A 20,856-nucleotide genomic window follows, 5' to 3' on the forward strand; every position below is an offset into this window, starting at 1 on the left:
CATAACTCTGAAATTGAGGGCAATCCAAAAATACATCTCTGCATACTTTATGCAGTTCGGGTGGTAGTCCTTCCAAACTCAATCTCCTGAAAGATGATACTGTTCCAGCAATCGCTGCGACACCTCTAACGCATCCTGATAGTCTCGGACTAAATTTTGTAAATCTTGCTCGGTTTCTACACCCAAAATATCCTGTAACTCATAAGGAAGTTCATCTTCCGCACCAAAAGATTCTGCTGTAAATTGTGGCCTTAATTTTTGATCCACCTCTCCTTGAGCAGTCGCAATAATCTCTTTAATTTCAGATGATAAAAAATTAGGCTGTTTATTGGCTATCGTTCTAACTTGCTTCAGGGCAAAAAGCCATTCACCTAGTAGTTGGCGACGTTCTCGTTCATCAGTAGAGTCTGTGTCAAGTATATTTTGTTTAACTGTTTGTAATAGTTGCCACCAAGGTTCATCACGAAACTTGTCTTGGTGCAATCGCTTGAGCCCCAATACTTGAATAACCGCATAAGAAAGACGGGAAAGTGAAATTTCCGAACTTCGCTCCATTAAACGACCATTTGCATCAATTCTCAGGAATTGAGGGGAAGGCCAAACTTCATCGCTATGGGAACCATAGACAACATGGTAGCCTGTTTTTAAATCCGCCACGTTGAAATCCATGACTAGGGAAAAAAGGTCTTGTTGGTTGCCTTCTTGCGCTAGAAAACTCAATAATTTGCCAACAATATTAGTAACCTTAACAGCTACTGCCCAATCGGGTCGTAATGACAACTTCGCAACTAAATCCGCTTGTTGCATATGATCTATGAATTTTTGTATGGGCTTACCCTGTAAAACTGTGTATTTGATATTAATCTGCAACGATGCACCAGAGCCTGCGGGCAACCATTCAGTTAAATTAGTGCTAAGACCCAAGCGACAAGGAGTGTTTCTTTGAATCGTAGATATTTTATGCAGGCTTTGGGTAGAAGAATTGGGTTGAAAAGAGCTGGTAATGGAAGAACTAAATATCACTGAATCAGCATTTTTTAAGAAATTAGCCGGAAAAAATGCCTGGGCATCGTGCAGCTTGACCAGAAAGTAGCTGTTCTCTAACTCAAGTTGGAAAGGAGGGGAAGGTTGGTCTTGTAGATAAAAAGGTTGACTAGCACCTGTGGGCATAATTTACTCCTGATTGGGGTTTTGTACTGCTACGATTTCATCGTACAATTCTGGACGATGTTGCTTTAAATCAGCCAAGATAGCTTTAATTGTCGTGGCTTCTCGTAATTTTTCAGCTTCGTTTTCACCATTATGTAATGCCACTACCCGAAAGTTGGTGACATTCAACACGGGTGCTCCTGACGTACCAGGCTCGGTGGGAGCATTATGAAGTATTTTGGTATTTGAGGCTTCTTTTACAAAGAATCCGCTAGAGTGTTGTTGGGGTTGCCCTTTCGGATGCTGGATTACATAAAGTTGAGTTTGAAGTGTCAGGGGTACATCTGCATCTAATTTCAAAAATCCCCATTTTTTTAGGGGAGAATCTGGGCGCTCGCACAACCGCAGCAACGCATAATCTAAATTAACATCCTCATGTTCGAGCCGCTCTATACCGTATTCAATCCCTTCACCGGGCTGTGTAAAGTCAAAAGTAAACGTGCTATTGGTAATTTGTTTCTGGAGGTCGGACGCACGAATTAGGGAATCTTTTCTGGGGTCTCTGGCTTCGATGACGTGCCAGCAAGTTAATGCTAAGTTTGGAGTCACTAACCATCCCGTCCCCGTAGGAATTTTCTTCATGTTCCCGCTCACCATTTGGGTAACGCTCACGCGAGCAACTGCACGAGCGCAATTCAACAGTTTTTCATCGGCTGCAATGAAACGTATTGGTTCGCCTTTCGGGTTAGCTTCGAGCGCCAATTCCGCTTTAGGGAAAATTTCTAAATTTGTATGATTTTTCTGAGAGAAAGAGACTACGTTGGAGTGACTCTGGGAACCTGAAAGTACAGTCGCGAGTTTTTGTAAGAGATCGGATAAAGTTTGATGAAGAGGTTTAATCGGGTCTATCTGGTCTTTTAATAAACTTAGCAGTATTAGTAATACATTCTCTTGAGTATCGCTGCGTTTTTCATTAACTAGAAAGCCAATTACTCTTTCCGCTCGTTCGGTTCGAGTACCAACTTCCGGTAAATCATCGCGCCACGGTTTAAGTGGCTCATTGGCATCAAAGAAATTGAATAGTCTGTCGTGACTCTGAAATTGAGCGCAATCGGACAAAGCTTGTCGCAGTCGGGGACTGATTTCAGGAGGAATTCCAGGCATTTTACTTTTTAAGGTATTATTCCCATAATAATGTAATTCTTTTTGCAAAGCAAGTGCCGATTTACACTCCTGCCCTCCAGACCCCTGACCCGACCAAGGTTCGCTAGCAACAGGTTCAGTGGTAATACTTTCCCAGACTGTAGCCTTTAGACGTTGCAGGCGATCGCGCCCCATCCCCAGATAGTCGCGATCTACTTGAATTTGCCGTTGCAACTTATTGCCGACATGACGCAAAAACTCTTGACAAAAGCTCAATTTAGTGTATGGAAACTTTTTTAGCTTTTTCAAGTAAGTTTTATAATTGATGTAGTTGATGGCGATCGTCTTTTCGTGTTCTGCCAAATCATCGAGGTAGTTCGTATAATCTAGCTCCAACTGTTGTAACTTAGCGTACAAGTTTATTAGATGCGAGCGCCGATTTGTTGCTTCAGAAATTTGACTAAAATTGCTTCTATACTTCTCATAGCTGTCATATATTTTTTTAGCTTGTTTTAAACAATGGCGAGACTGTTGATAAACATAGAGAATTTTATGGCGACACCACAGCAGATGAAGTAGGATTTCAGCTACCCTATCCATGTGGTTTGAACTCATATCGTGGCATTTTAACCAAACTAGGATATGAAGTTTATTGAGTGGATTCGTTAATCCACTTTCATACAAAAAAATTGGATTGCTCAACAAACTGCCTGTATCGACTAAATCGATTGAATCTTTTTCTGGAAATAATTGAGCTACGCAAGCATCTGCTAAGACTTGATAATTATCTTCTTGTGTTTCTAAAGGTTGACCGAATAGCAATATTGTTTGTCCCAAAGAAGCCTGAATATTGTGTAATATAAGGTTTTGAGGATTGAGAAAATTTAATTGTGTGATATTCAAAGTATCTTGAGAAAATAGGGTCAGATCGATCGCATAAGTATCATGTAAACGAAAAGGACAGAGTAATCCTTGAAGCTCCAATCCGCCCGGTAGAAAAGGAACTTGAAACTGTAAACTGGGTTCGTTATTGTGTAATAAGGTTAAGTATTCGGCTCCCCAAAAATCTTCGGCTTCTGGAAAAAAGCGATCGCCCTCATAACATATTAATTGTTGTCGCAGAGTTTGAAGTTCCCGAATGTGGAGAGCGTTTCCCAAATCGACTAACTGTTCCCACAACCGAGGTGCTGTTGGTACGGTTGGCTGTAGTCCCTGATTGATGCTGTTGCGAAGATGGAACGCATAGAGGGTAAGGCTGGGATTACGCAGTCCCATCGTCTGGGGTATTTCGTTCATGATTTAGGCAGCTCGGACTGGTCATATCGGGTTTGTGCTTCTATATTATTTTTCATTACTGTCCGAGCGCACAAAATGCTGCCCAATGAAATGGATTTTGAAAGAGTTTTTGGTCATCTTGAAACCTGTGCAGTCTTTTATTGAGATGCCGCCGCATTGTGGGGTCAAGTGGAAGCGAATTAGTTGCGATCCAAGCTTTTAATTCAGCCTTTGTGAGATCCCTCAGCCAGAGTTGAGCTTGGTTGAGAGCAACTGCGACTGAATCAACGGCTTGCAAATTCTGATAAAACTTAATCATTAAAAATGCCGTGGATAAGTCGTTTACTGTCCATATAGTGCTGACTACACTTGGGCTTCCAGCAAACAAAAAGCCACTAGGCAAACTAATATATTCATCAGTAAGTGTAATGAACTCAGTCAGACCCGTTTCGCAGGCAGAGAGGGTAACGAGACGACAGTTTTTCATATCTAGAGCAAAAATTTCCCCTAAAGTTAGGCACTTTTCTAGATCAATTGCTCCACCATCTTCCGAAAGAAGATAACGTATTGGATTTATAGGGACTTGTTCCTGCGCTTCTGCTGGAGAAAGTTCGCAATCTGCTAGCAGAAGCGCTGATAGCTTGGGTTCTTGAAAGTTGAAATACCCGTGGCACGAGAAATGAGCATAATTAACTTGGCGGAGGCGTTGATTATTAATCTCTGCTTTTCTAGCTGCGCCTTTCACTAAAACCTCATCATGAGGATGGAATATCTGCCGTATGGTGGCAACTTCTACATCGGTATAACTCAAATCGTCTGTAGGGTTCTGGATGCCAAACAACCGTTGTTGGATTAGTGCTTCTATGCTTTGAGCATTCCCAAAGGATGTTGATTGGGTGAGTTGTAGCAGTTGACAGCTAGGGGCGTAACGGACTCCGCCATAAAATTTGTCGAGAAGAGTAAATTGGGAAGAGTTAGCTGCTGACTGTTGGCTGTTAATTGGCAACGCATGTAGTGGCAGCAGGTTCAGAAGGCGACCGGGAATGAGAATTAGCTGGTTACATTCAGGTGGAAGGAAAGAAATTAAGCGCTCGATTTGTAGGAGATTAGCAAGCTGCTTCAGAAGCTCTTCTAGATTAGCTTGCCACTGGTCTTTTTGTTGGGTATAGGCGTCCAGATACTCTCTAATCCATTTATCCATAGCTTTAATCTCCTCCGGCGTGGACGACATCACGATGGGGCGATCACTTCGATGGGTAACAATGAAGGTATCGAGGCGATCGCCCCCTGCACCCCACTCGATCAAGGCAGTTTTGTCATCTGGTAGCAATTCCCGAATCTGCCGGAAGGATATCGGTTCAACTCGTTGGGTAAGGCTGAAGGTGGGGTCAATGGGCTGGATTTGTTGGGCAATCAAATCATCCAACTGTTGTCGCAAGGTGTTTAAGCGAGTGCGGTTTGTGCTTCCTCTAACTGGAAGTTGGCTATGCCCACTGTCGATAGTGACATCAAATTTGCTCAGGTCGATTCGCTGCAGTTCTACGGCAATTTCCCGGCGCAGGCGATCGAGTTGGTTAAGGACAGTTTCAGTAAATTTGCCTTTTGGGTAGAGGTCGCGGGTAGCAAGGATTTCGACCAAGTTGCGTGCTTTGCTGCGCTCAACGTATTCTATAGCTCGATCGGGCTGCTTATTGTTGATATAGGCTTGTACTATTCTGATATAGACTCCGATCGCATCTTGTAAAACTTCTTGCTTGCGCTGGTCTATACCAGCCCAAGCACGACTCTGCTCAACAGCTTCAATCGCAACCCCATACCCTTCAATGGCTTCTGTCCATCGTCCTGCTGTGAAGGCAATGTTACCAAGGTTACGTCCAGTTGTCAGGCAATCAGTCGGAAAAGCAGTGGGCGTGTAGACTTCTAATGCTAATCGCAAACGTTCAATTGCCTCGTCAACCTGCCCTTGGTAGTCGTAGGCATTGCCAAGGTTGGTTTGAGTACCTGCCCATCGTTCGGGAAAAGCCTCACGGGTATAGACTTGCAGAGCAGATTTACCAGAGGTGATCGCTCGTTCTAAGTTCTCGGCACGTTCACCGCGAAGTCGCTGGCAATAGATAGCAACTAGATTAAATTGAAGTATTGCCCACTGTTCGGGGAAAGCTTCGCAAGTATAAACTTTTAAGGCGGCTTGTAATGCTTTGAGGGCACTTTCGAGATTCTCAGCTTTGTCGCCACAAATTCTGTTTGTATACACATTCCCTAAATTATTTTGGATATTTGCCCAGGCATGAGGTAATTCCTCACAAGTGTGAATTTGTAATGCTAATTGATAAGTGGAGATTGCTTGTTCTAAGTTTTCAGCTTTATCTCCTTGAATTCGTTGGGAATAGACATTGCCCAAATTATTTTGGATATTTGCCCATTCTGAGGGAAAAGCCTCACGGGTATACACTTGTAAGGCCTGTTCGTAGTAACCAAGAGCAAGTTCCAGATTTTCATTTCGATCTCCTTTGATTCGCTCCCTGTAAGCTGATGCCAGATTATTTTGAGCTTGCGCCCAGTCATTGGGAAATTCTTCTTGAGCATAAACGGATAGAGCCGCTTTACTGGTAGCGATCGCCTGCTCCAAATTTTCGGCGCGCTCTCCTTGTATTCTTTTGCGGTAGGCAGCAGATAAGTTATTTTGTACTAGCGCCCAATCCTCTGAAAATGCTTCTTCTGTATAGACTGATAATGCTCGGTTATAACAAGTGATCGCTGTCTCCAAATTCTCACCCCGGTTCCCCAAAATCCTCTCAAAATAGGCACTACCTAAGTTGATATGAGCCATCGCCCCCGCTTCGGAAAACTGTTTTAAGGTATAAACTTGCAGCGCCTTTTTAGCGGCAGCGATTGCAGTTTCTAGATTCTCAGCTTTATTCCCCCGAATTCGGTTGCGGTAAGCTATGCTCAAGTTATTTTGCCCCATTGCCCAAGTGGCAGGAGATACCTTACGGGTGAAAACGGTAGCCACCACCTTGTATCCCGCGATCGCAATCTCGAAGTGACTTGCCTTGTTGCCCAAGGGAAAATCCTGTATCCGGTTGCTAAATGTACCCACGACTGAGGCAATGACTTGGGCAATTTCGGGGCTAACTTCCGGCAGATAAGCTGTTACTGAACTGTACAGAAGTTGAGCAAAGTCGTCATTAAGTTTATTCAAATTAGCAATGAGTAAAGGGTAGAGTATTTGCGGAGAACCATTACTCAAGTGAGAGGTTTGCAATACTATCTTTAAAAAGTCGCACTGTGCGGGACTTTGAGTAACTGTTTCGCCTAGATTAGTTGTCTTTGCCCTAATTCCTGTTAGCCAGAGCGATGATTCAACCAGATTATTCGCAATCTCTATTAAGAAATCAGCCTTATCTAAATCCCCCTGTGTTGTCAGGGTTGTTGCCATCTGTTCCATTACCTGCACTAACCCTTCATCAATCAGATATTGGTTAGCACCCAACACTTCTGGTTCTTTTCCGCTGGGGCAGATTAGTAGTGTATCAATTAAATTTAGGTAGGCTGGATAACGTTCTTCATTCATTATTATTGCCCGATAGCACAAAATGCCGCCCAATGCCGAGGATTTTCAAATGGTTTGGCGTCATCATCTAACTGATGTAACCTGTGGCGTAGATTCATTTTCAGAGTAGCATCGAAAAATGTCTCATTTGTTTGCATCCAAACTGCCAATTCTGTCTTGTTAATACCCAGCAACCAGCGTTGGGCTTCATTAAGGGCGATCGCAGCCACCACTCCCTGCTGAAAAATTTGGTAGAACTTCACCATTAACAAGGCGGTGGACAAATCGCCTACTGACCAGAGAGAGACAATTACACTTTTGACCCCAGCAGCGATCAAACAACGAGATAGCCCAACTACTCCATCTCCAGTGATTTTACCCTGTCCGGTGCTGCAAGCGCTCAGCACTACCAGTTCGGCGTTTAGTTTCATATCGTAGATTTCGCCAGCAGTAAGAAAGCCATTATCTTCGTCGCTGGGAGCAAGAGCGATTGCTCCTGGCATACCTAACTGTTTGATATCGCTTAATAACCCATGAGTGGCTAGATGAATCAATCGTGCTTTGAGCATCTGTCGCACAATCTCTACCTTAGTTGCTTGATGACCTGTGAGCGCTTGAGTATTGAAGAATGATGCGATCGCTTTCGCTTCTGTTTCGGCTCCTGGTAAACGCTCTAAGCATTGAGGTGGTTGCGAGAGAGGGATGATTGGCATTATTGGATTGCCGACTATAAGAGCATCGACGAAATTGTCAGCAGCTTGTCCCTTTTTCTGCTGACCGATCGACTCCAACACCAGAATCGATGGAGCCGTTAGAATCGCGTGTTGTTCGATTAAATAATTACCTGTGGCATCTTGCAGTGCTGTGAAGGGAACAAGAAATAAGGCTTCCTGAGGAATGAAGATTATAGGATCATTGGGTTCAGTGGGAAGAAAGTCAGCAATCGGCTCAATTAGGTATTGATGCAGTTGCCGTAAAGGCGGAGAAATATTTGTAGCTAATGAGATAGCGTCAAAGCTATTACCTGTTCCACCATCGCGCAGCCTTTCCTCGATACCAAGGGATTGACGGGCTTGCAGAACTAGATTTAACAAAACTGAGCGAAATGGGATAGTAGAGGAGATATTTAGTGACGGTTCCAGCGGTTTTAAGTTAACTGAGCGAAAGATAATTTCACCACTGGGGCGGATGACCCAAATATAGAGTTCTTGCTCGAAAACAAGTGAATATTCAACGAGAGTTGCATTTTCTGCCTGAGCAATTTTTTGGATTTGAGTAATCGATGGGGTGGGCGCTGTAGTTGAGATTTGCTGTGTTCTTGTGGATAGCCGTTGGTCCAATAACTCTACAAAAGCCCGTGTGCGCCCCCGCTCGGCAATTTCCAGAGCAGTTAATGGTTGATTTTGTGCAACTAAAACGTTTTGCAGCAGGCGGTAAGCAGCGGTCTGCGTATCAAAAATTGACACTTTATTGATATCATTGCTACCCAAGTCTGTCCGTATAGATTCCCAGATTTCTATTGCCTTATGTAGGCTGATCTCCGCTTTGGCTAATTGACTAGATTCCCAAAAGGCCACTCCTAGATTGTTGAGAGATGCACCCTCTTCAAAGCGAGCGCCGATTTCTCGTGCGATGACCAATTGCTGCTCGTAATTCTGAATGGCTTGCTGGTATTGCCCTAAAGCGTAGTAAGTTAAGCCCAAATGACCCAGACAACTAGCTTCTCCACGGCGATCTCTTATCTCCCTAGCAATAGCTAGGGAATTTTCGTGATTCTCAATAGCCTGTTTGTATTGATGGTGGAAGTAGTACACGTTGCCCAGATTTCCCAGACAAGCAGCTTCCCCCGAACGATAGCCTATCTGGCGTGCAATGGCTAGCGACTGCTCATACTTACTAATAGCTTCTTGGTATTGGCTTTGGGCGTAGTAAGTCAAGCCCAGATTTCCCAGAGAAGTTACTTCTCCAAGGCGATCGCCTATTTCTCGCACGATAAGCAGTTGCTGTTCGTAATTCCTAATTGCCCGTCCATACTGCCCTAGAGAACGATAAGTCAAGCCCAAATTTCCAAGGGCACTGGCTTCCCCAAGGCGATCGCCGACCGCTCGTGAAATAGTTAGATTCTGCTCGTGATAATCAATCGCCTGCTGGTATTTTCCCACACAGTGGTAAACCAAACCCAGATTGCCCAGGGTTTTAGCTTCCCCACAATGATCGTCTATTTCTCGTTTAATCACTAATGATTCTTCATACTTTTCGATAGTCTGTTGGTACTTCCCCTCGGAAAAGTAAGCACTGCCCAGATTATTTAGAGAATTGGCTTCCCCAAGGCGATCGTCTATATTTCTTGCAATGACCAGTGACTCGCCATACATTTCAATAGCCTGCTGGTACTTTCCCAAAGAATCATAAGCGGTGCCTAAACTGTTCAGGGCAGTGATTTCCCAACGGGAATTATTTACCTCTCGTGCAATTCCTAGGAACTGTCTGTGACTTTCAATAGCTTCTTGGTATTTTCCTTGAAAATTGTAAGTGTTGCCTAAATTATTCAGTACAGTCGCTTCTACTTGCCAATTGCCTATTTCTCGTGCAGCTAATAGGGATTGTTCGTAATATTCAATAGCCTGTTCGTATTTCCATTGGGATTCGTAAGCTCTCCCCAAATTGTTTAGAGAATAGGCTTCTCCCTCGCGATCGCCTATCTCCCGCGCAAGAATCATATCTTGCTCGTGGTATTCAATAGCTTGCTCGTAATTTCCCTGCAAGTAGAAAGTATTACCCAGATTGCCCAGACATTGGGATTCTCTCTGGCGATTCCCAAGCCTTTGATAAAGTGTTAAGGCTTGTTGCCAGCAGTGTAAGGCATCTTGAAATTGATTTGCCTGAAAGTGCTGAATCCCTTGTTCAAAAAGTTTTTCTGCTTCAGACTCAGCAGGAGTTAACGATGATATATTGTTCATAGTGTCAGCCAGTTATTCATTCATAATTACTGTCCTATCGCACAAAATGCAGCCCAGTGAAACGGCTCTTGAAAGGGTTTTTGGTCATCTTGCAACTTGTGCAGCCTTTTATTGAGATTCTGCCGCATTGCGGGGTCTAGCGGTAGCGAATTAGCTGTGATCCAGGCTTTTAATTCAGCTTTTGTGATATTTCTCAGCCAGAGTTGAGCTTGATTGAGAGCAACTACAACTGAATGAACGCTTTGCAGATTTTGGTAAAACTTAATCATTAAAAAAGCGGTAGATAGGTCGTTCACCATCCATAGACTGCTAACTACACTGGGACTACCAGCATACAAAAAGCCATTGGGCAAACCAATGTACTCATCGCTAAGGCTAGTAAAATCTATAAACCCCGTTTCGCAAGCAGAGAGTGTCACTAGACGACATTGCCCTAAGTCTAGTTGTAAGATTTCCCCCAAAGTCAGCGGTGCATCCGTTAACTTTAACCCAGACTCCAGTGGATTGTCCAAATCAAAATAGCCGTGACAAGAGAAGTGAATGCAGTGAGATTTTTTAAGAGAACTTTCCAGCACTGATACTTTAGTTGCTGCTGTTTGCTTCAAAACGTCAGCCTTTTCAAAATAACCTCTAATTGCAGCTATCTCCACATTTGTATAACTAAGGTCGTTTGTCGGATTTTGTACTGCAAACAAACGAGTAAAATCGTTGCGCTGTCGCGCCTGAGCCAGTTGCAGCAATTGATAACTGGGAGCGTAACGTATTCCTTTAGAAAAGCAATCCAGCAGGCAAGATTGTCCCCTTACTGGTAAGGCGTGAAGTGGAAATAGATGCAATGCCTGATGAGGAACCAATATCAATTCATCGCAATTATGGGGCAACTTACTTAGAATGTCATCGAAACGCAAAATCTCAGCCAGTTTTTGAAGGCGACTTTGGAGTTGAATACGCCACCACTGACTATTTTGCCGAGTGTAAAGCCGCAAATAAGCTCTCGCCCACTTCTCTAAGCGCTCCATAGCGATCGCATCGTAGGACAAAACAATCGGTTGGGTACTGTGGCAGGTGATAATAAATGTTTGAAATCCCTCACTGGTGAAGTACCACTGGATAATCGCGGTAGTCTCCCCAAGCGTTTGCCTAAACGGTTCAAGCTTAAACCCAGCACCAATGGGAAAATAACTATCCTGTAGTGCTTTCTGTTGCTGTCTTAAAAGCTGGAGTCGCTGTACCAAAACAGTTGGTTCATCGGCAGTCCCAGTTTGCAGACGAGATTGACTGCTGGCAATCTCCTGCTGAAGCTGCTGGAGTTGAGTAGCAATTTGTGAAGGAAATAGGCTATTAAAGTCGCGACTAAAGATTAGTTCTACTAAATTGCGAGTTTTGCTGCATTCTACATATTCTAGGGCTTTGTCGTTGTAACCCAATTGTAAGCAAATCTCTACGGTGCGGCGGTAAAGGTCATTCCACGATTCAGCTAGTTTAGTTTTATCGATTTCTCTGCCTACACCAGAGAAAATTTCGCCCCGCAGAAACTCTACTGTATCGATCGCAGCTACAAAAGTATCAAGAGCTTGCGGAAGTTGCTGGGCATCCTGATAGGCAACTCCCAAATTGAATTGTGTCACCAAATAGTCTTGAGGAAAAGCTTCACGGGTATGAATTTCCAAAGCCTTTGAAAGATGGTCAATAGCTAGATGCAAATTTTCTAATTCTTCTCCACGAAGCCGATTTAAGTAAGCAATTCCCAAACCATTTTGAACCATTGCCCAGTCTTTAGGAAAAGCTTCGCGGGTGTAGACTTTCAAAGCCTCTGAGAAATATAAGCTCGCTTCTTCGATGTTTTCAGCTTTGTCCCCATAAATCCGATTTCGATATGCTTCCCCCAGATTGTTCTGAACCATTGCCCACTGTTCGGGCAAAGTTTCACGAGTATAAACTCGCAACGCTTCTCTGTAGCAGCGGACAGCCTTATCTAAATTGTCAGCCCGTTCGTTCTGACAACGATAATAAGCAATTCCCAAATTATTTTTGGTTTCTGCCCAAGCAAAGGGAGATGCTTCGAGGGTACGAATTTCTAGTGCTGCTTGATAACAACGGATAGCTGTCTCTAAGTTTTCCTCCTGTTCTCCTCGAATGCGCTCGCTGTAAATCAATCCCAAGTTATTCTGAGTATCCGCCCAGTGTTGGGGATATTCTTCTCGCGTGCGTACTTCAAGGGCGACTTGATAACAAGCGATCGCTACCTCTAAGTTTTCTGCTTTCTCACCCCAAATGCGCTCCCAATAAGCAATTCCTAGATTATTTTTCGTCGCGGCCCATTGTTCTGGAAAATCCCCACGAGTACGCACTTCCAACGCTGACTTGCCGCAGCGAATAGCTACCTCTAAATTATCAGTTTTTTCTCCCTCAATTCGGTTGCGATAAGCATCTCCCAAGTTGCTTTGAATGTTGGCCCATTCTTGAGGAAAATCTTGCCGAGTATAAACTTCTAACGCAGCCTCATAATACTGAATTGCTCTCTCTAAGTTGCCGGCTCTATTTCCGCAAATTCGATAGTAGCAAGCATTACCCAAATTTCCTTGATTCATTGCCCAATATTCTGGTAAAACATCGCGAGTAAAAACTCGATCGATCGCTTCATACCCTACCAGAGCCATTTCTTGGTTGACAGCTCGATTGCCTAGTGGAAACTGCGATATAAAGCTACTGAGATTTCCAATAACTGAGGCCTTTTCCAAACCTTTCTCAATGTCTGATAGAGTAGTTTCTGCCCATTCTCGCAGAACCGCTACAAATTTATCGTCCAGTTTGTCTAGATTCTCTTGCAGCCTTTGATACAAGGTTTGTGAGTCACCGTCGGCAGTTGCCTGCAATACCTGCATCAGTAAGGCAAATCGAGCATCTTCATCGTGATTTGAAGTCAAATCTAATGCGGAGTATCCTATTACTCCAGTTAGTTGATGAGCCAGATCGCTTAAAAAATCGGCTGCATTTTGCTCGCCGTTCTCTTTCAAAACCTCAATCACCTGAGCGATCGCCTGTAACAATTCCCTATCGATTAAATCTGGGTGGGCTTTCAAAATTTGCGATTCCTCGCCACTAGGACAATTTAGCAGCGATTGAATGAGATTCAGATAAGCGTCTTGACGTTGTTTGTTTATCATTGACCTATAGCACAGAAAGCTGCCCAGTGAAAGGGTAATTCAAAAGGTTTATCGTTGTCAGACATTTTATTTAGCTTACGGCGCAGACTCATGCTGAGAGTTGCATCTATGTGAAATTGATTTTCTACACTCCATACTAGCAGTTCTTTTTTGGTAATATCTTTAAGCCAAAGTTGAGCTTGATTGAGCGCCAAACCCACAGCCAAACCTTTTTGTAGGTTCTGATAAAACCGAATCATCAAAAAAGTAGTCGATAAGTCATTCACCCTCCAAAGAGAACTAACAACACTAGAAGCACCTGCATAAACGAAACCACTGGGCAAACCAATATATTCGTCGCTAGTATTCCGAAAATCAATCAATCCGGTTTCGCAAGCAGATAGAGTGACGAGGCGACATTGTTCTAGATTTAGAGTGAAAATGCTATCTAAAGTTAGACACTTATTGAGGTCAAATACACCACCATTTGTCAAACTGAGATAGTTTTCTGCATCGGATTGTGTGGGTGTAGAATTTAGCTCGGCATTGGCTAGAATGAGGGCTGATTTGCGAGGTTCGCTTCCGTTAAAGTAGCCGTGACAGCTAAAGTGGGCGCAGTGAACAGTATTAAGAGAAGTATCATCAACAGCTTCTTTAGTTGCTATTTTCTGTTTGAGCAGATTACTGGTACTGAAATAGCTTTGAATGGTTTCAACTTCAAGATCGGTATAAGAGAGGTCGCCTGTGGGGTTTTGAACGGCAAATAGATGAGTAAATTCGGGGCGTTGTCGGTTTTGGGCGAGTTGCAACAGTTGACAGCTAGGTGCATAGCTGAGTCCTCCAGGAAATCTGTCAAAAAGACTGGAGTTTTCTATAAGTGGTAAACCATGAAGTGGTAACAAATGCAAGTAGCGATGGGGAATTAGAATTAACCGATCGCACTCTGTTGGAATTTGCTGAATAATTTCATCAATGTGCAGAATTTTTGCCAACAGATGTAGGCGGGTAGTTAGACGGCGCTCCCAGTGCGATTGTTTGTTACTATAGGCTTTCAGATAGCTGTTTGCCCAATTTGCTAATTTCTTCGGGTTTATTAAATCGGGTGATAAAACGATGGGTTGTTGGGTTTGGTTGGTAATAATAAAGACGAGCAGCTTATCGGTTGTAATGTAAAACTCAACAATTGCAGTGCGATCGCTCAGAGCTAACCGGCATGGGTCAAACTGAAAACCAGAACCGATGCGCAGATATCGATCTTGCAATTCGTTGCGCTGCTGTCGAAGCTGTTGGAGCTGTTGGGCTAAAGCAGTTGGATCTTCTGCGGTGGCATTTTGAAGTTCGTACTGACCGCTGACGATTTCGTCTCGAAGTCGATCTAGTTCAGCGACTACTTCTGTGCAAAAGATAGTGTGGCGATAGCGTGTGAGGATAAGCTCAACTAAGTTTCGGGTTTTGCTGCGCTCAACGTATTCTATTGCTTCTGTAGCATTGTCCAGTTTTAGACAAACTTCCACCATACACCCATAAAGGTTATTCCAATCTTCAGCTAACTTCTGTTTATCTTCTTCTCTATCAGAGCCATAAGTAATTTCATTTCGTAGGGACTCAATACTATTAATAGCAGCGAAAAAAGCATTGTATGCCTCAATCCACTGACTCGCTTCTCGGTAGGCTATACCCAGACAAAATTGCGTGTTTATATGGTCTTGGGGGAAAGCTTCATAAGTGCGTACTTCTAATGCTCTACAAAAGCAAAAAATTGCTGATTTCAATTTTTCTTTGTCTATATCTTTGCTTTGCTTGCTGTGGTGGTAGGCTAAATAATAAGCAAGCCCCTGATTTTGCTGGCTTTCTGCCCAATATTGGGGAAAAACTTTGCGGCTGAGTACCTCCAAAGCAGATAAAGAATAGCAAATTGCCTTTTCTAAGTTTTCTTGCTTGTCTCCTTGGATTCGGTAAGTGTAGATTAAACTTAAACTATTTTGACCTCTTGCCCATACTTCGGGAAAATCAGAACGATTAAATACTTCCAAGGCTATAGAAAGATAAGTAATGGCTTCTTCCCGATTTGTTGATTTATTTCCCCGAAGGCGATGAAGGTAAGCAGCACCGAGATTGTTTTGAACCTTTGCCCACTCTTGGGGAAATTTTTCGCGTTTAATAGTCTCCGAAGCAGATGATAAGTAATGGATGGCTTTTTCTAAATTATCAGCTTTGTCTCCTCGGATACGGTGAGCGTAAGCATTACCAAGATTAATTTGAGTTTTTCCCCAATCGTCAGGAAAGTATTCATAGCTGTATACCTCTAAAACAGCTAAACCATATTTGATGGATTTTTCTATATTTTCTGCTTTTTCTCCTAAAATGCGATTTCGATATACCTCACTTAGATTGGTTTTAATATTTGCCCATTCTTGTGGAAATTCTGTTTGGGTGTGTACATTCAAAGCTTCATAAAAACATTTAATTCCTAATTCTAAATTTTTTGCTTTCTGTTCCTGAATGCGTTCGAGATATGCAGTTCCTAAACTATTTTTTGTCAAGGCCCATTGTTTTGGATACTCGTCCCTATTTTGAATAATTAAAGCTCCTAGGTAATGGTTAATTGCTAATTCTATATTCTCTGACTTGTTACCTCGAATGCGTTCGCAGTAAGTATTACCCAGATTATATTGAGTGGTTGCCCAATTTTGTAAAGATTTTGTGTCCCAAAAAATTTTAGCTGCAATCTCGTAGCCTGTGATAACAATTTCTATATTTTCTGCTCGCTCTCCTAGTTCAAATCCAAATAAAAAGTTACTGAATAGTCCAATATCCGCTGCTAATTCATGTGCTGCATTAAGATTTATTTTTTGTAAGATAGAGCTTGTCCATGATTTTAATAAGGACACAAAAGTATTATTAAGTTTATCTACATTATTTTGAAGTAATAAGTATAAAAACTGCTGGTCGTAGCTAACATGATGAGCTGCGACAAAAACCTGCTTGATTAATGATAGATAAGCAGACTGCTCTGATGAAAGCTGGATTGCATCAATTAATCTAGTAGCAATATTCATTAAAAAATCAGCTTCATGGAGATGTCCTCTTTTTTTTATAATTTCAGCTTCTTGCTCCAGCTTCTGTATCAATCCAGCATCAATTAAATGTGAATTTTTCCTCAAAATCGCCTCCTCTAGCTCAGCAGGACTAATGAGTAACTGGTGAATCAAATTTAGATACGCTTCTTGGCGTTGTTTATCCATAATCATTGACCTATCGCACAAAATGCTGCCCAATAAAAAGGAGATTGAAACGGCTGTCAATTCTGCCTAAACCTTCGTTGCAGCGACATCTTTAGTGTTGGATTTAACGACAACTGTTGTTCCTCCATCCACTGTTGTAACTCATCTCCAGTAGCGTCTCGCAACCAGCGTTGAGCTTGATTAAGCGCCACCGCGACGGATAATCCCTGTTGCAAATTATCATAAAACTTGGTTATTAAGAATGTCGTGGATATATCGCTGACTTCCCAAAGGGAACTTACAACGCTGGGAGTACCAGCGTATAGAAAACCACTGGGCAAACCCGTATATTCATCACTGATGCTATCAAGCTCGCTTAAACCTGTTTCGCAAGCTGAAAGAGGAACAAGGCGTGTCTGCTGCAAGTCGAGCGATAAAATTTCTGCTATGGCAAACAAAATCTGGCTCAATCTTTTTCTGGGCAATCGGAGGCGCTTGTTGCAACTCACTTCCCGCTTATTGCTATTCAACTGACTCGAATTCTCGGGAAAGTTGATAATCGGCAAGGTAGCGATCGCGTCTATGAGGTCTCTGAAGGTAACAGGTTCAAGGGCTGTCATAACATCGCGCCACTAAGAAAATTATTAGCCACTAATCTAATTATACTATTGTTTGATTCTACCTGCAACCTTTTTGGCTGGCTGGTTCCATCCTGAAGAACAAGTCATCAATATTCTCCAATAGTTCTTTTACTTCCCGGTGTGGTTCGATTTGGAGACGTTTGTCGATCATCGCACCTCGCTGACGAAAGCAACTACCCCTTTACTATACCAGTCTGCTGCAACCGGACTTGATATCAACGCGATTGGGCGGGATATCAAAAAACTGATAGCCTAGCCCGAGTTGGGCTTTGAAAATAATCCGTCAAATATAAATTCCAATTGATTGATTTAAGGAGATGTCGCGCTGCAATTTCTTTATCAAGAAATTGACCTGAAAACCTATCCAAACAAATCTGTTGCAGTCGATGCACAGTTGAGAACTCATGTCAATCTCAAAAGGAAAGCGAGATTTGATTTCGACCCTGCCACTAAAACAGTTGAAGGATATGCCGCCTGCAATTGAATTGCCTGCCAACTTTGCCAAAATTCATCCCCCGCGCTTTAACTGTGGCGAAATGGTGCGCTGGACGGGTGTTAGCGAAGAAGCTGACAGAGGAATGGTTATCGGCAAATTTTACAACTACGAACAGCGTCAGCGTTGTTGGATGTGGTGTTATATCATTTGCCTTACTCCTGATTCCAAGAGTGCAAAGTGGTGTCAGTTTGATACTGCCTGGGAGGAAGATTTGGAGAAGTTTGAGGATGATAAAAAAGCAGCAGACTTTGACAGATAGAGAACGCAATTTGATTGCAGTTTACAGTGAATGCCAATTGCGAATGACACCGAGGCAGTTTTATGCAAAGTGGGGAGTGAGTTATGAGGAAATTGCTTTTATTTGTTCTCGTTCTGATTCTACAGTGCGGGGTTGGTTTAGAAAGGGGGAAAATCGCCGATTCCCTACTGCTGTCGATTTGCGTCATTTGGCTTTAATGGATTTTCTGCTGGAGCATTTTGAGGAAATTCCAGAGGGATTGGTGGCTTTCCTGTGTCCGCCTTGCGAAGAGAATAGCCTGGATTAATGGCGCGTATAACGGAAAGACTGTTTAGGGCAACGACTGTATACGTTGTCGCAATCATATACTGCTGACTTGTTCTAACAGTTTTGTTGGCTGCTATACATCAAGCTTTTTCAGCATCAAAAAATAATTTGAGCTTGTCTTAGCACAAACCTTGTCAAATATCAATGTCACCGTGACCTGTCTTTGACAAGATTATTCAATTACTGTCTTGGCAAGCAATGAAACAAGAGCACAATCTGTTACTTTTACTGCTGAGGTACTAAAATGACCTACTCTGAAAAATTGCACCCGTGGTGTATCATTAGCCTGCTTCCTAATTGTCAGCGTGTTATTGTGGCACGATTTCGTAAGAGAAACGATGCAGATGATCATCTACGGGTTTTGCAGCGATTAGTGAAAACGCGCACATTTGTGATTATTTTTGACATGCAACCAAAGCCTACTGTGCCTAAAGAATAACGGCGAATGCAGCGAAGGTTTGAATTTGAATTAATCGAGATACCTGCGTTAGTTGAACAAACCGACTTTCCAGCGATTTCTCCCAGCGACAGAACCTACTGATAGCTGGGAGAATTTTTTATATATTTTACCGATCATCTACTAACTACAACTTTTTATCATAGTGTTGATTTACGCTCTAAAGCGATCGCATTTGTACGGATAGTTACAATTGCATAAGTAAATATGCTCTGATTGATAGCTGTGCAATCGTAGATGTGGCTAATAGTAATATAGCTTGCGAGCGCAATAGAGACAAGTGCGACCGCATCTTGTCGGACAGATAATTAATGGGAATTAATTAAGAAATTTCTTGGGAAACACGCTTACCGTTAAAACTTTACAAAAAATAGATCGTTAAAAGCAAGGCCGCGATCGCGGCAATTTTTGAGAATAAGCTGCACTTGCTTGTACTGCGAATCCAGCCATGACCCAAATAGAACCAAATTCCGAACCAACTGGAGAGGATATTCCACTTTCAGCTACTCAAAAAGTGGGTGAAACCATCAACAAAACTGAGAACACTTCACAGAGTCCTGACTTACTTGATGAAGGAGAATCAGAACCTTATGAATTCAATTTTTGTACAATCAAAATCCACATTGTTATGCGACCAGACGATGGGCATCCAGAAGGGCGAATCGTAGAAATTACAGCAACGAGCCATGACGACTTACCACTATTAGTACAAGTTAGAGAAAACTCGATTGGAGCTTGGCCAAACCATTTACAAGAATTGCTCCAGCGGTTAGCCTCTAACCTACCTAACCGAAAAGTGAGCGCTCAAATTCGTTCTTCTGTTGCTCAACCCCGGAAAAAAGCCAAACCAAATCTTCAAAATCCTGCTAACCACCCCGTCAACAAAGGTGAAGCTGGAGTACAAATCCCCCTGTTTTAAAGAGGTAACAATGAGTCTAATAGAATATGAAGGCAGGCAAATCGAACTGCCCAACGAAATTACTGCAAATGATGAAAAATTGCTAGAAGTCCTACTTCCTTACTTCCCTGAATTAAGCTCCGCTACAATTGAACGAAAAACAGGTCAACCCATTAAAATCATCAAACAAGCCAAGACAAAGGGTGTAGAAGAAGATTGGAAAAAAGAACTATGCGTACTGCTCACTCCCCATTCCCCACTCTCCTCACTTATGGCAGCACCAGAAGAACCGAATCAAGCTGTCCAACTCACTTGGGCTCTCCAATGTGAATCTATCAACGGTTATGTTACTCCGCTAACCTTAGCAAGTCGCACTCAAGAAATCTCTCAAGCAATAGCGAGAGGTGAACAAGAACTACAGCGATTTAAAGCAACTCTCAAACAACTGCAACTTGCGCCAGCTATTGCACATCCCCAAATTCCCCTGAATTTTTAATGCCTGCAACCATTTTGTCTGTGTCGCAAGCCATCGCTGGTTTGCGACACTCCTACCCAGTAACCAAGCCAATTGAAGCGATTGAATTTCTCCAGCAAACGCTTAATAGTATTCAAATACTAAACCTTTACCAACACTTTTTTCCAACTGAATTTACCACCAGTACCAGTTCTATTTACTCTGATAGTCCTGACATTCATAGCCCCCGCGAATTAGAATTTTTCAGTCGGCTTGACGAAACAGAACTTATCCCTATCAGCCCCTGGCAATTAGAAATAGCCCAAGAAGAACGCCTCGACGAACTCCTGATAGAGCCTTGGGGGTTAGATTGGTTGAGCTATGAAGATTATGATATTGAGTCATTAGCCCCTGAGTGGCAAATCTTGCTGCCTCTAACTTCTAAAGGACTAGATTGGCTAACTGAAAATGACGCACAAGATTGGTATGAAGAGGAATTTAACGTTTTATTTTCTCACGTTTTACCACCCGATAGTATCAATTATCTGCAATTCCAAGAGCTTTGCTCTCTGGCTGACTTTCCCATAAAATCGGTGCCAATTGTACTAAGTTTCCTCAGTTATTCAACAGGTAACATTTGGCTAGACGGCTGCACTCAAGACGAGTATCAATTTAGAGAATGGACAGTCGAAAACTTGATATCTTTATCAGCGCAATGGCAAAGTGCTAAAGAAGTAATAACCCAAGCTCAACAGGTTATCGACTGGCTTGCTACTGACCGCCCTCGACGTTTTCAGCAAATTCTTGAACTCTGGAACAAGAGCACTTTGTCAATTTGAATTACCTATGAATCCAAATAATTACGATTTAAACTCTCAAGTCTAAAAATGCTGAG

12 protein-coding genes are annotated in these 20,856 nt (G+C 42.7%); 5 read left to right on the forward strand and 7 right to left on the reverse strand.

Going from position 1 to position 20,856, the window contains the following annotated elements; all coding sequences use genetic code 11:
* Positions 1–78: 78 nt before the first annotated feature.
* Genes QUA54_RS05235 through QUA54_RS05265 form a run of 7 tightly spaced genes read right to left on the reverse strand, consistent with a single transcriptional unit; the run spans position 79 to position 17,070 of the window.
* Entirely contained in the window at positions 79–1,170 is a 1,092-nt protein-coding gene (locus QUA54_RS05235) for a hypothetical protein (protein ID WP_333413677.1), read from the reverse strand.
* Positions 1,171–1,173: 3 nt separating this feature from the next.
* Positions 1,174–3,588, reverse strand: a complete 2,415-nt coding sequence (locus QUA54_RS05240) for a serine protease (protein ID WP_333413678.1) — start codon at positions 3,586–3,588, stop codon at positions 1,174–1,176.
* Positions 3,589–3,643: 55 nt separating this feature from the next.
* A complete protein-coding gene (locus tag QUA54_RS05245) occupies positions 3,644–7,141 on the reverse strand; it encodes a CHAT domain-containing tetratricopeptide repeat protein (protein WP_333413679.1) in 3,498 nt (1,165 codons plus the stop codon).
* A gap of 2 nt (positions 7,142–7,143) precedes the next feature.
* A complete protein-coding gene (locus tag QUA54_RS05250) occupies positions 7,144–10,080 on the reverse strand; it encodes a CHAT domain-containing tetratricopeptide repeat protein (RefSeq protein ID WP_333413680.1) in 2,937 nt (978 codons plus the stop codon).
* Between the two features lie 26 nt (positions 10,081–10,106).
* Positions 10,107–13,247 carry a CHAT domain-containing tetratricopeptide repeat protein gene (locus tag QUA54_RS05255; RefSeq protein ID WP_333413681.1) on the reverse strand — a complete coding sequence of 1,047 codons (3,141 nt, stop codon included), beginning with the start codon at positions 13,245–13,247 and terminating at the stop codon, positions 10,107–10,109.
* Complete coding sequence (locus QUA54_RS05260; protein ID WP_333413682.1) at positions 13,244–16,471, reverse strand: CHAT domain-containing protein; 3,228 nt, start codon at positions 16,469–16,471, stop codon at positions 13,244–13,246. The genes QUA54_RS05255 and QUA54_RS05260 overlap by 4 nt, the downstream gene beginning before the upstream one ends.
* 56 nt (positions 16,472–16,527) lie before the next feature.
* Positions 16,528–17,070, reverse strand: a complete 543-nt coding sequence (locus QUA54_RS05265; RefSeq protein WP_333413683.1) for a CHAT domain-containing protein — start codon at positions 17,068–17,070, stop codon at positions 16,528–16,530.
* Positions 17,071–17,495: 425 nt separating this feature from the next.
* Between QUA54_RS05265 and QUA54_RS05270 the strand changes: the two genes are divergently transcribed.
* The 5 genes from QUA54_RS05270 (at position 17,496) to QUA54_RS05290 (ending at position 20,800) form a co-directional block, all read left to right on the forward strand.
* Positions 17,496–17,846 (forward strand): hypothetical protein, encoded by a 351-nt coding sequence (locus QUA54_RS05270; RefSeq protein WP_333413684.1) that lies wholly within the window; start codon positions 17,496–17,498, stop codon positions 17,844–17,846.
* Positions 17,836–18,132 carry a helix-turn-helix domain-containing protein gene (locus QUA54_RS05275; protein ID WP_333413685.1) on the forward strand — a complete coding sequence of 99 codons (297 nt, stop codon included), beginning with the start codon at positions 17,836–17,838 and terminating at the stop codon, positions 18,130–18,132. Before QUA54_RS05270 ends, QUA54_RS05275 begins: the two co-directional genes overlap by 11 nt.
* Positions 18,133–19,057: 925 nt before the next feature.
* Positions 19,058–19,528 carry a hypothetical protein gene (locus QUA54_RS05280; protein ID WP_194060234.1) on the forward strand — a complete coding sequence of 157 codons (471 nt, stop codon included), beginning with the start codon at positions 19,058–19,060 and terminating at the stop codon, positions 19,526–19,528.
* Between the two features lie 10 nt (positions 19,529–19,538).
* On the forward strand, positions 19,539–20,003 hold the full coding sequence (locus QUA54_RS05285; protein ID WP_194060235.1) for a hypothetical protein: 465 nt from the start codon (positions 19,539–19,541) through the stop codon (positions 20,001–20,003).
* Positions 20,003–20,800: a hypothetical protein gene (locus QUA54_RS05290; protein WP_333413686.1), complete on the forward strand. Its 798-nt coding sequence runs from the start codon at positions 20,003–20,005 to the stop codon at positions 20,798–20,800. Before QUA54_RS05285 ends, QUA54_RS05290 begins: the two co-directional genes overlap by 1 nt.
* The last annotated feature ends 56 nt before the right edge of the window (positions 20,801–20,856 follow it).

Source organism: Microcoleus sp. MOSTC5, assembly GCF_036701825.1.
Classification (GTDB): domain Bacteria; phylum Cyanobacteriota; class Cyanobacteriia; order Cyanobacteriales; family Microcoleaceae; genus Microcoleus; species Microcoleus asticus.

Coding starts and splice junctions, on each gene's coding strand:
- QUA54_RS05235 (WP_333413677.1), bottom strand. CDS start 1,170: ATGCCCACAGGTGCTAGTCAACCTTTTTATCTACAAGACCAACCTTCC.
- QUA54_RS05240 (WP_333413678.1), bottom strand. CDS start 3,588: ATGAACGAAATACCCCAGACGATGGGACTGCGTAATCCCAGCCTTACC.
- QUA54_RS05245 (WP_333413679.1), bottom strand. CDS start 7,141: ATGAATGAAGAACGTTATCCAGCCTACCTAAATTTAATTGATACACTA.
- QUA54_RS05250 (WP_333413680.1), bottom strand. CDS start 10,080: ATGAACAATATATCATCGTTAACTCCTGCTGAGTCTGAAGCAGAAAAA.
- QUA54_RS05255 (WP_333413681.1), bottom strand. CDS start 13,247: ATGATAAACAAACAACGTCAAGACGCTTATCTGAATCTCATTCAATCG.
- QUA54_RS05260 (WP_333413682.1), bottom strand. CDS start 16,471: ATGGATAAACAACGCCAAGAAGCGTATCTAAATTTGATTCACCAGTTA.
- QUA54_RS05265 (WP_333413683.1), bottom strand. CDS start 17,070: ATGACAGCCCTTGAACCTGTTACCTTCAGAGACCTCATAGACGCGATC.
- QUA54_RS05270 (WP_333413684.1), top strand. CDS start 17,496: ATGTCAATCTCAAAAGGAAAGCGAGATTTGATTTCGACCCTGCCACTA.
- QUA54_RS05280 (WP_194060234.1), top strand. CDS start 19,058: ATGACCCAAATAGAACCAAATTCCGAACCAACTGGAGAGGATATTCCA.
- QUA54_RS05285 (WP_194060235.1), top strand. CDS start 19,539: ATGAGTCTAATAGAATATGAAGGCAGGCAAATCGAACTGCCCAACGAA.
- QUA54_RS05290 (WP_333413686.1), top strand. CDS start 20,003: ATGCCTGCAACCATTTTGTCTGTGTCGCAAGCCATCGCTGGTTTGCGA.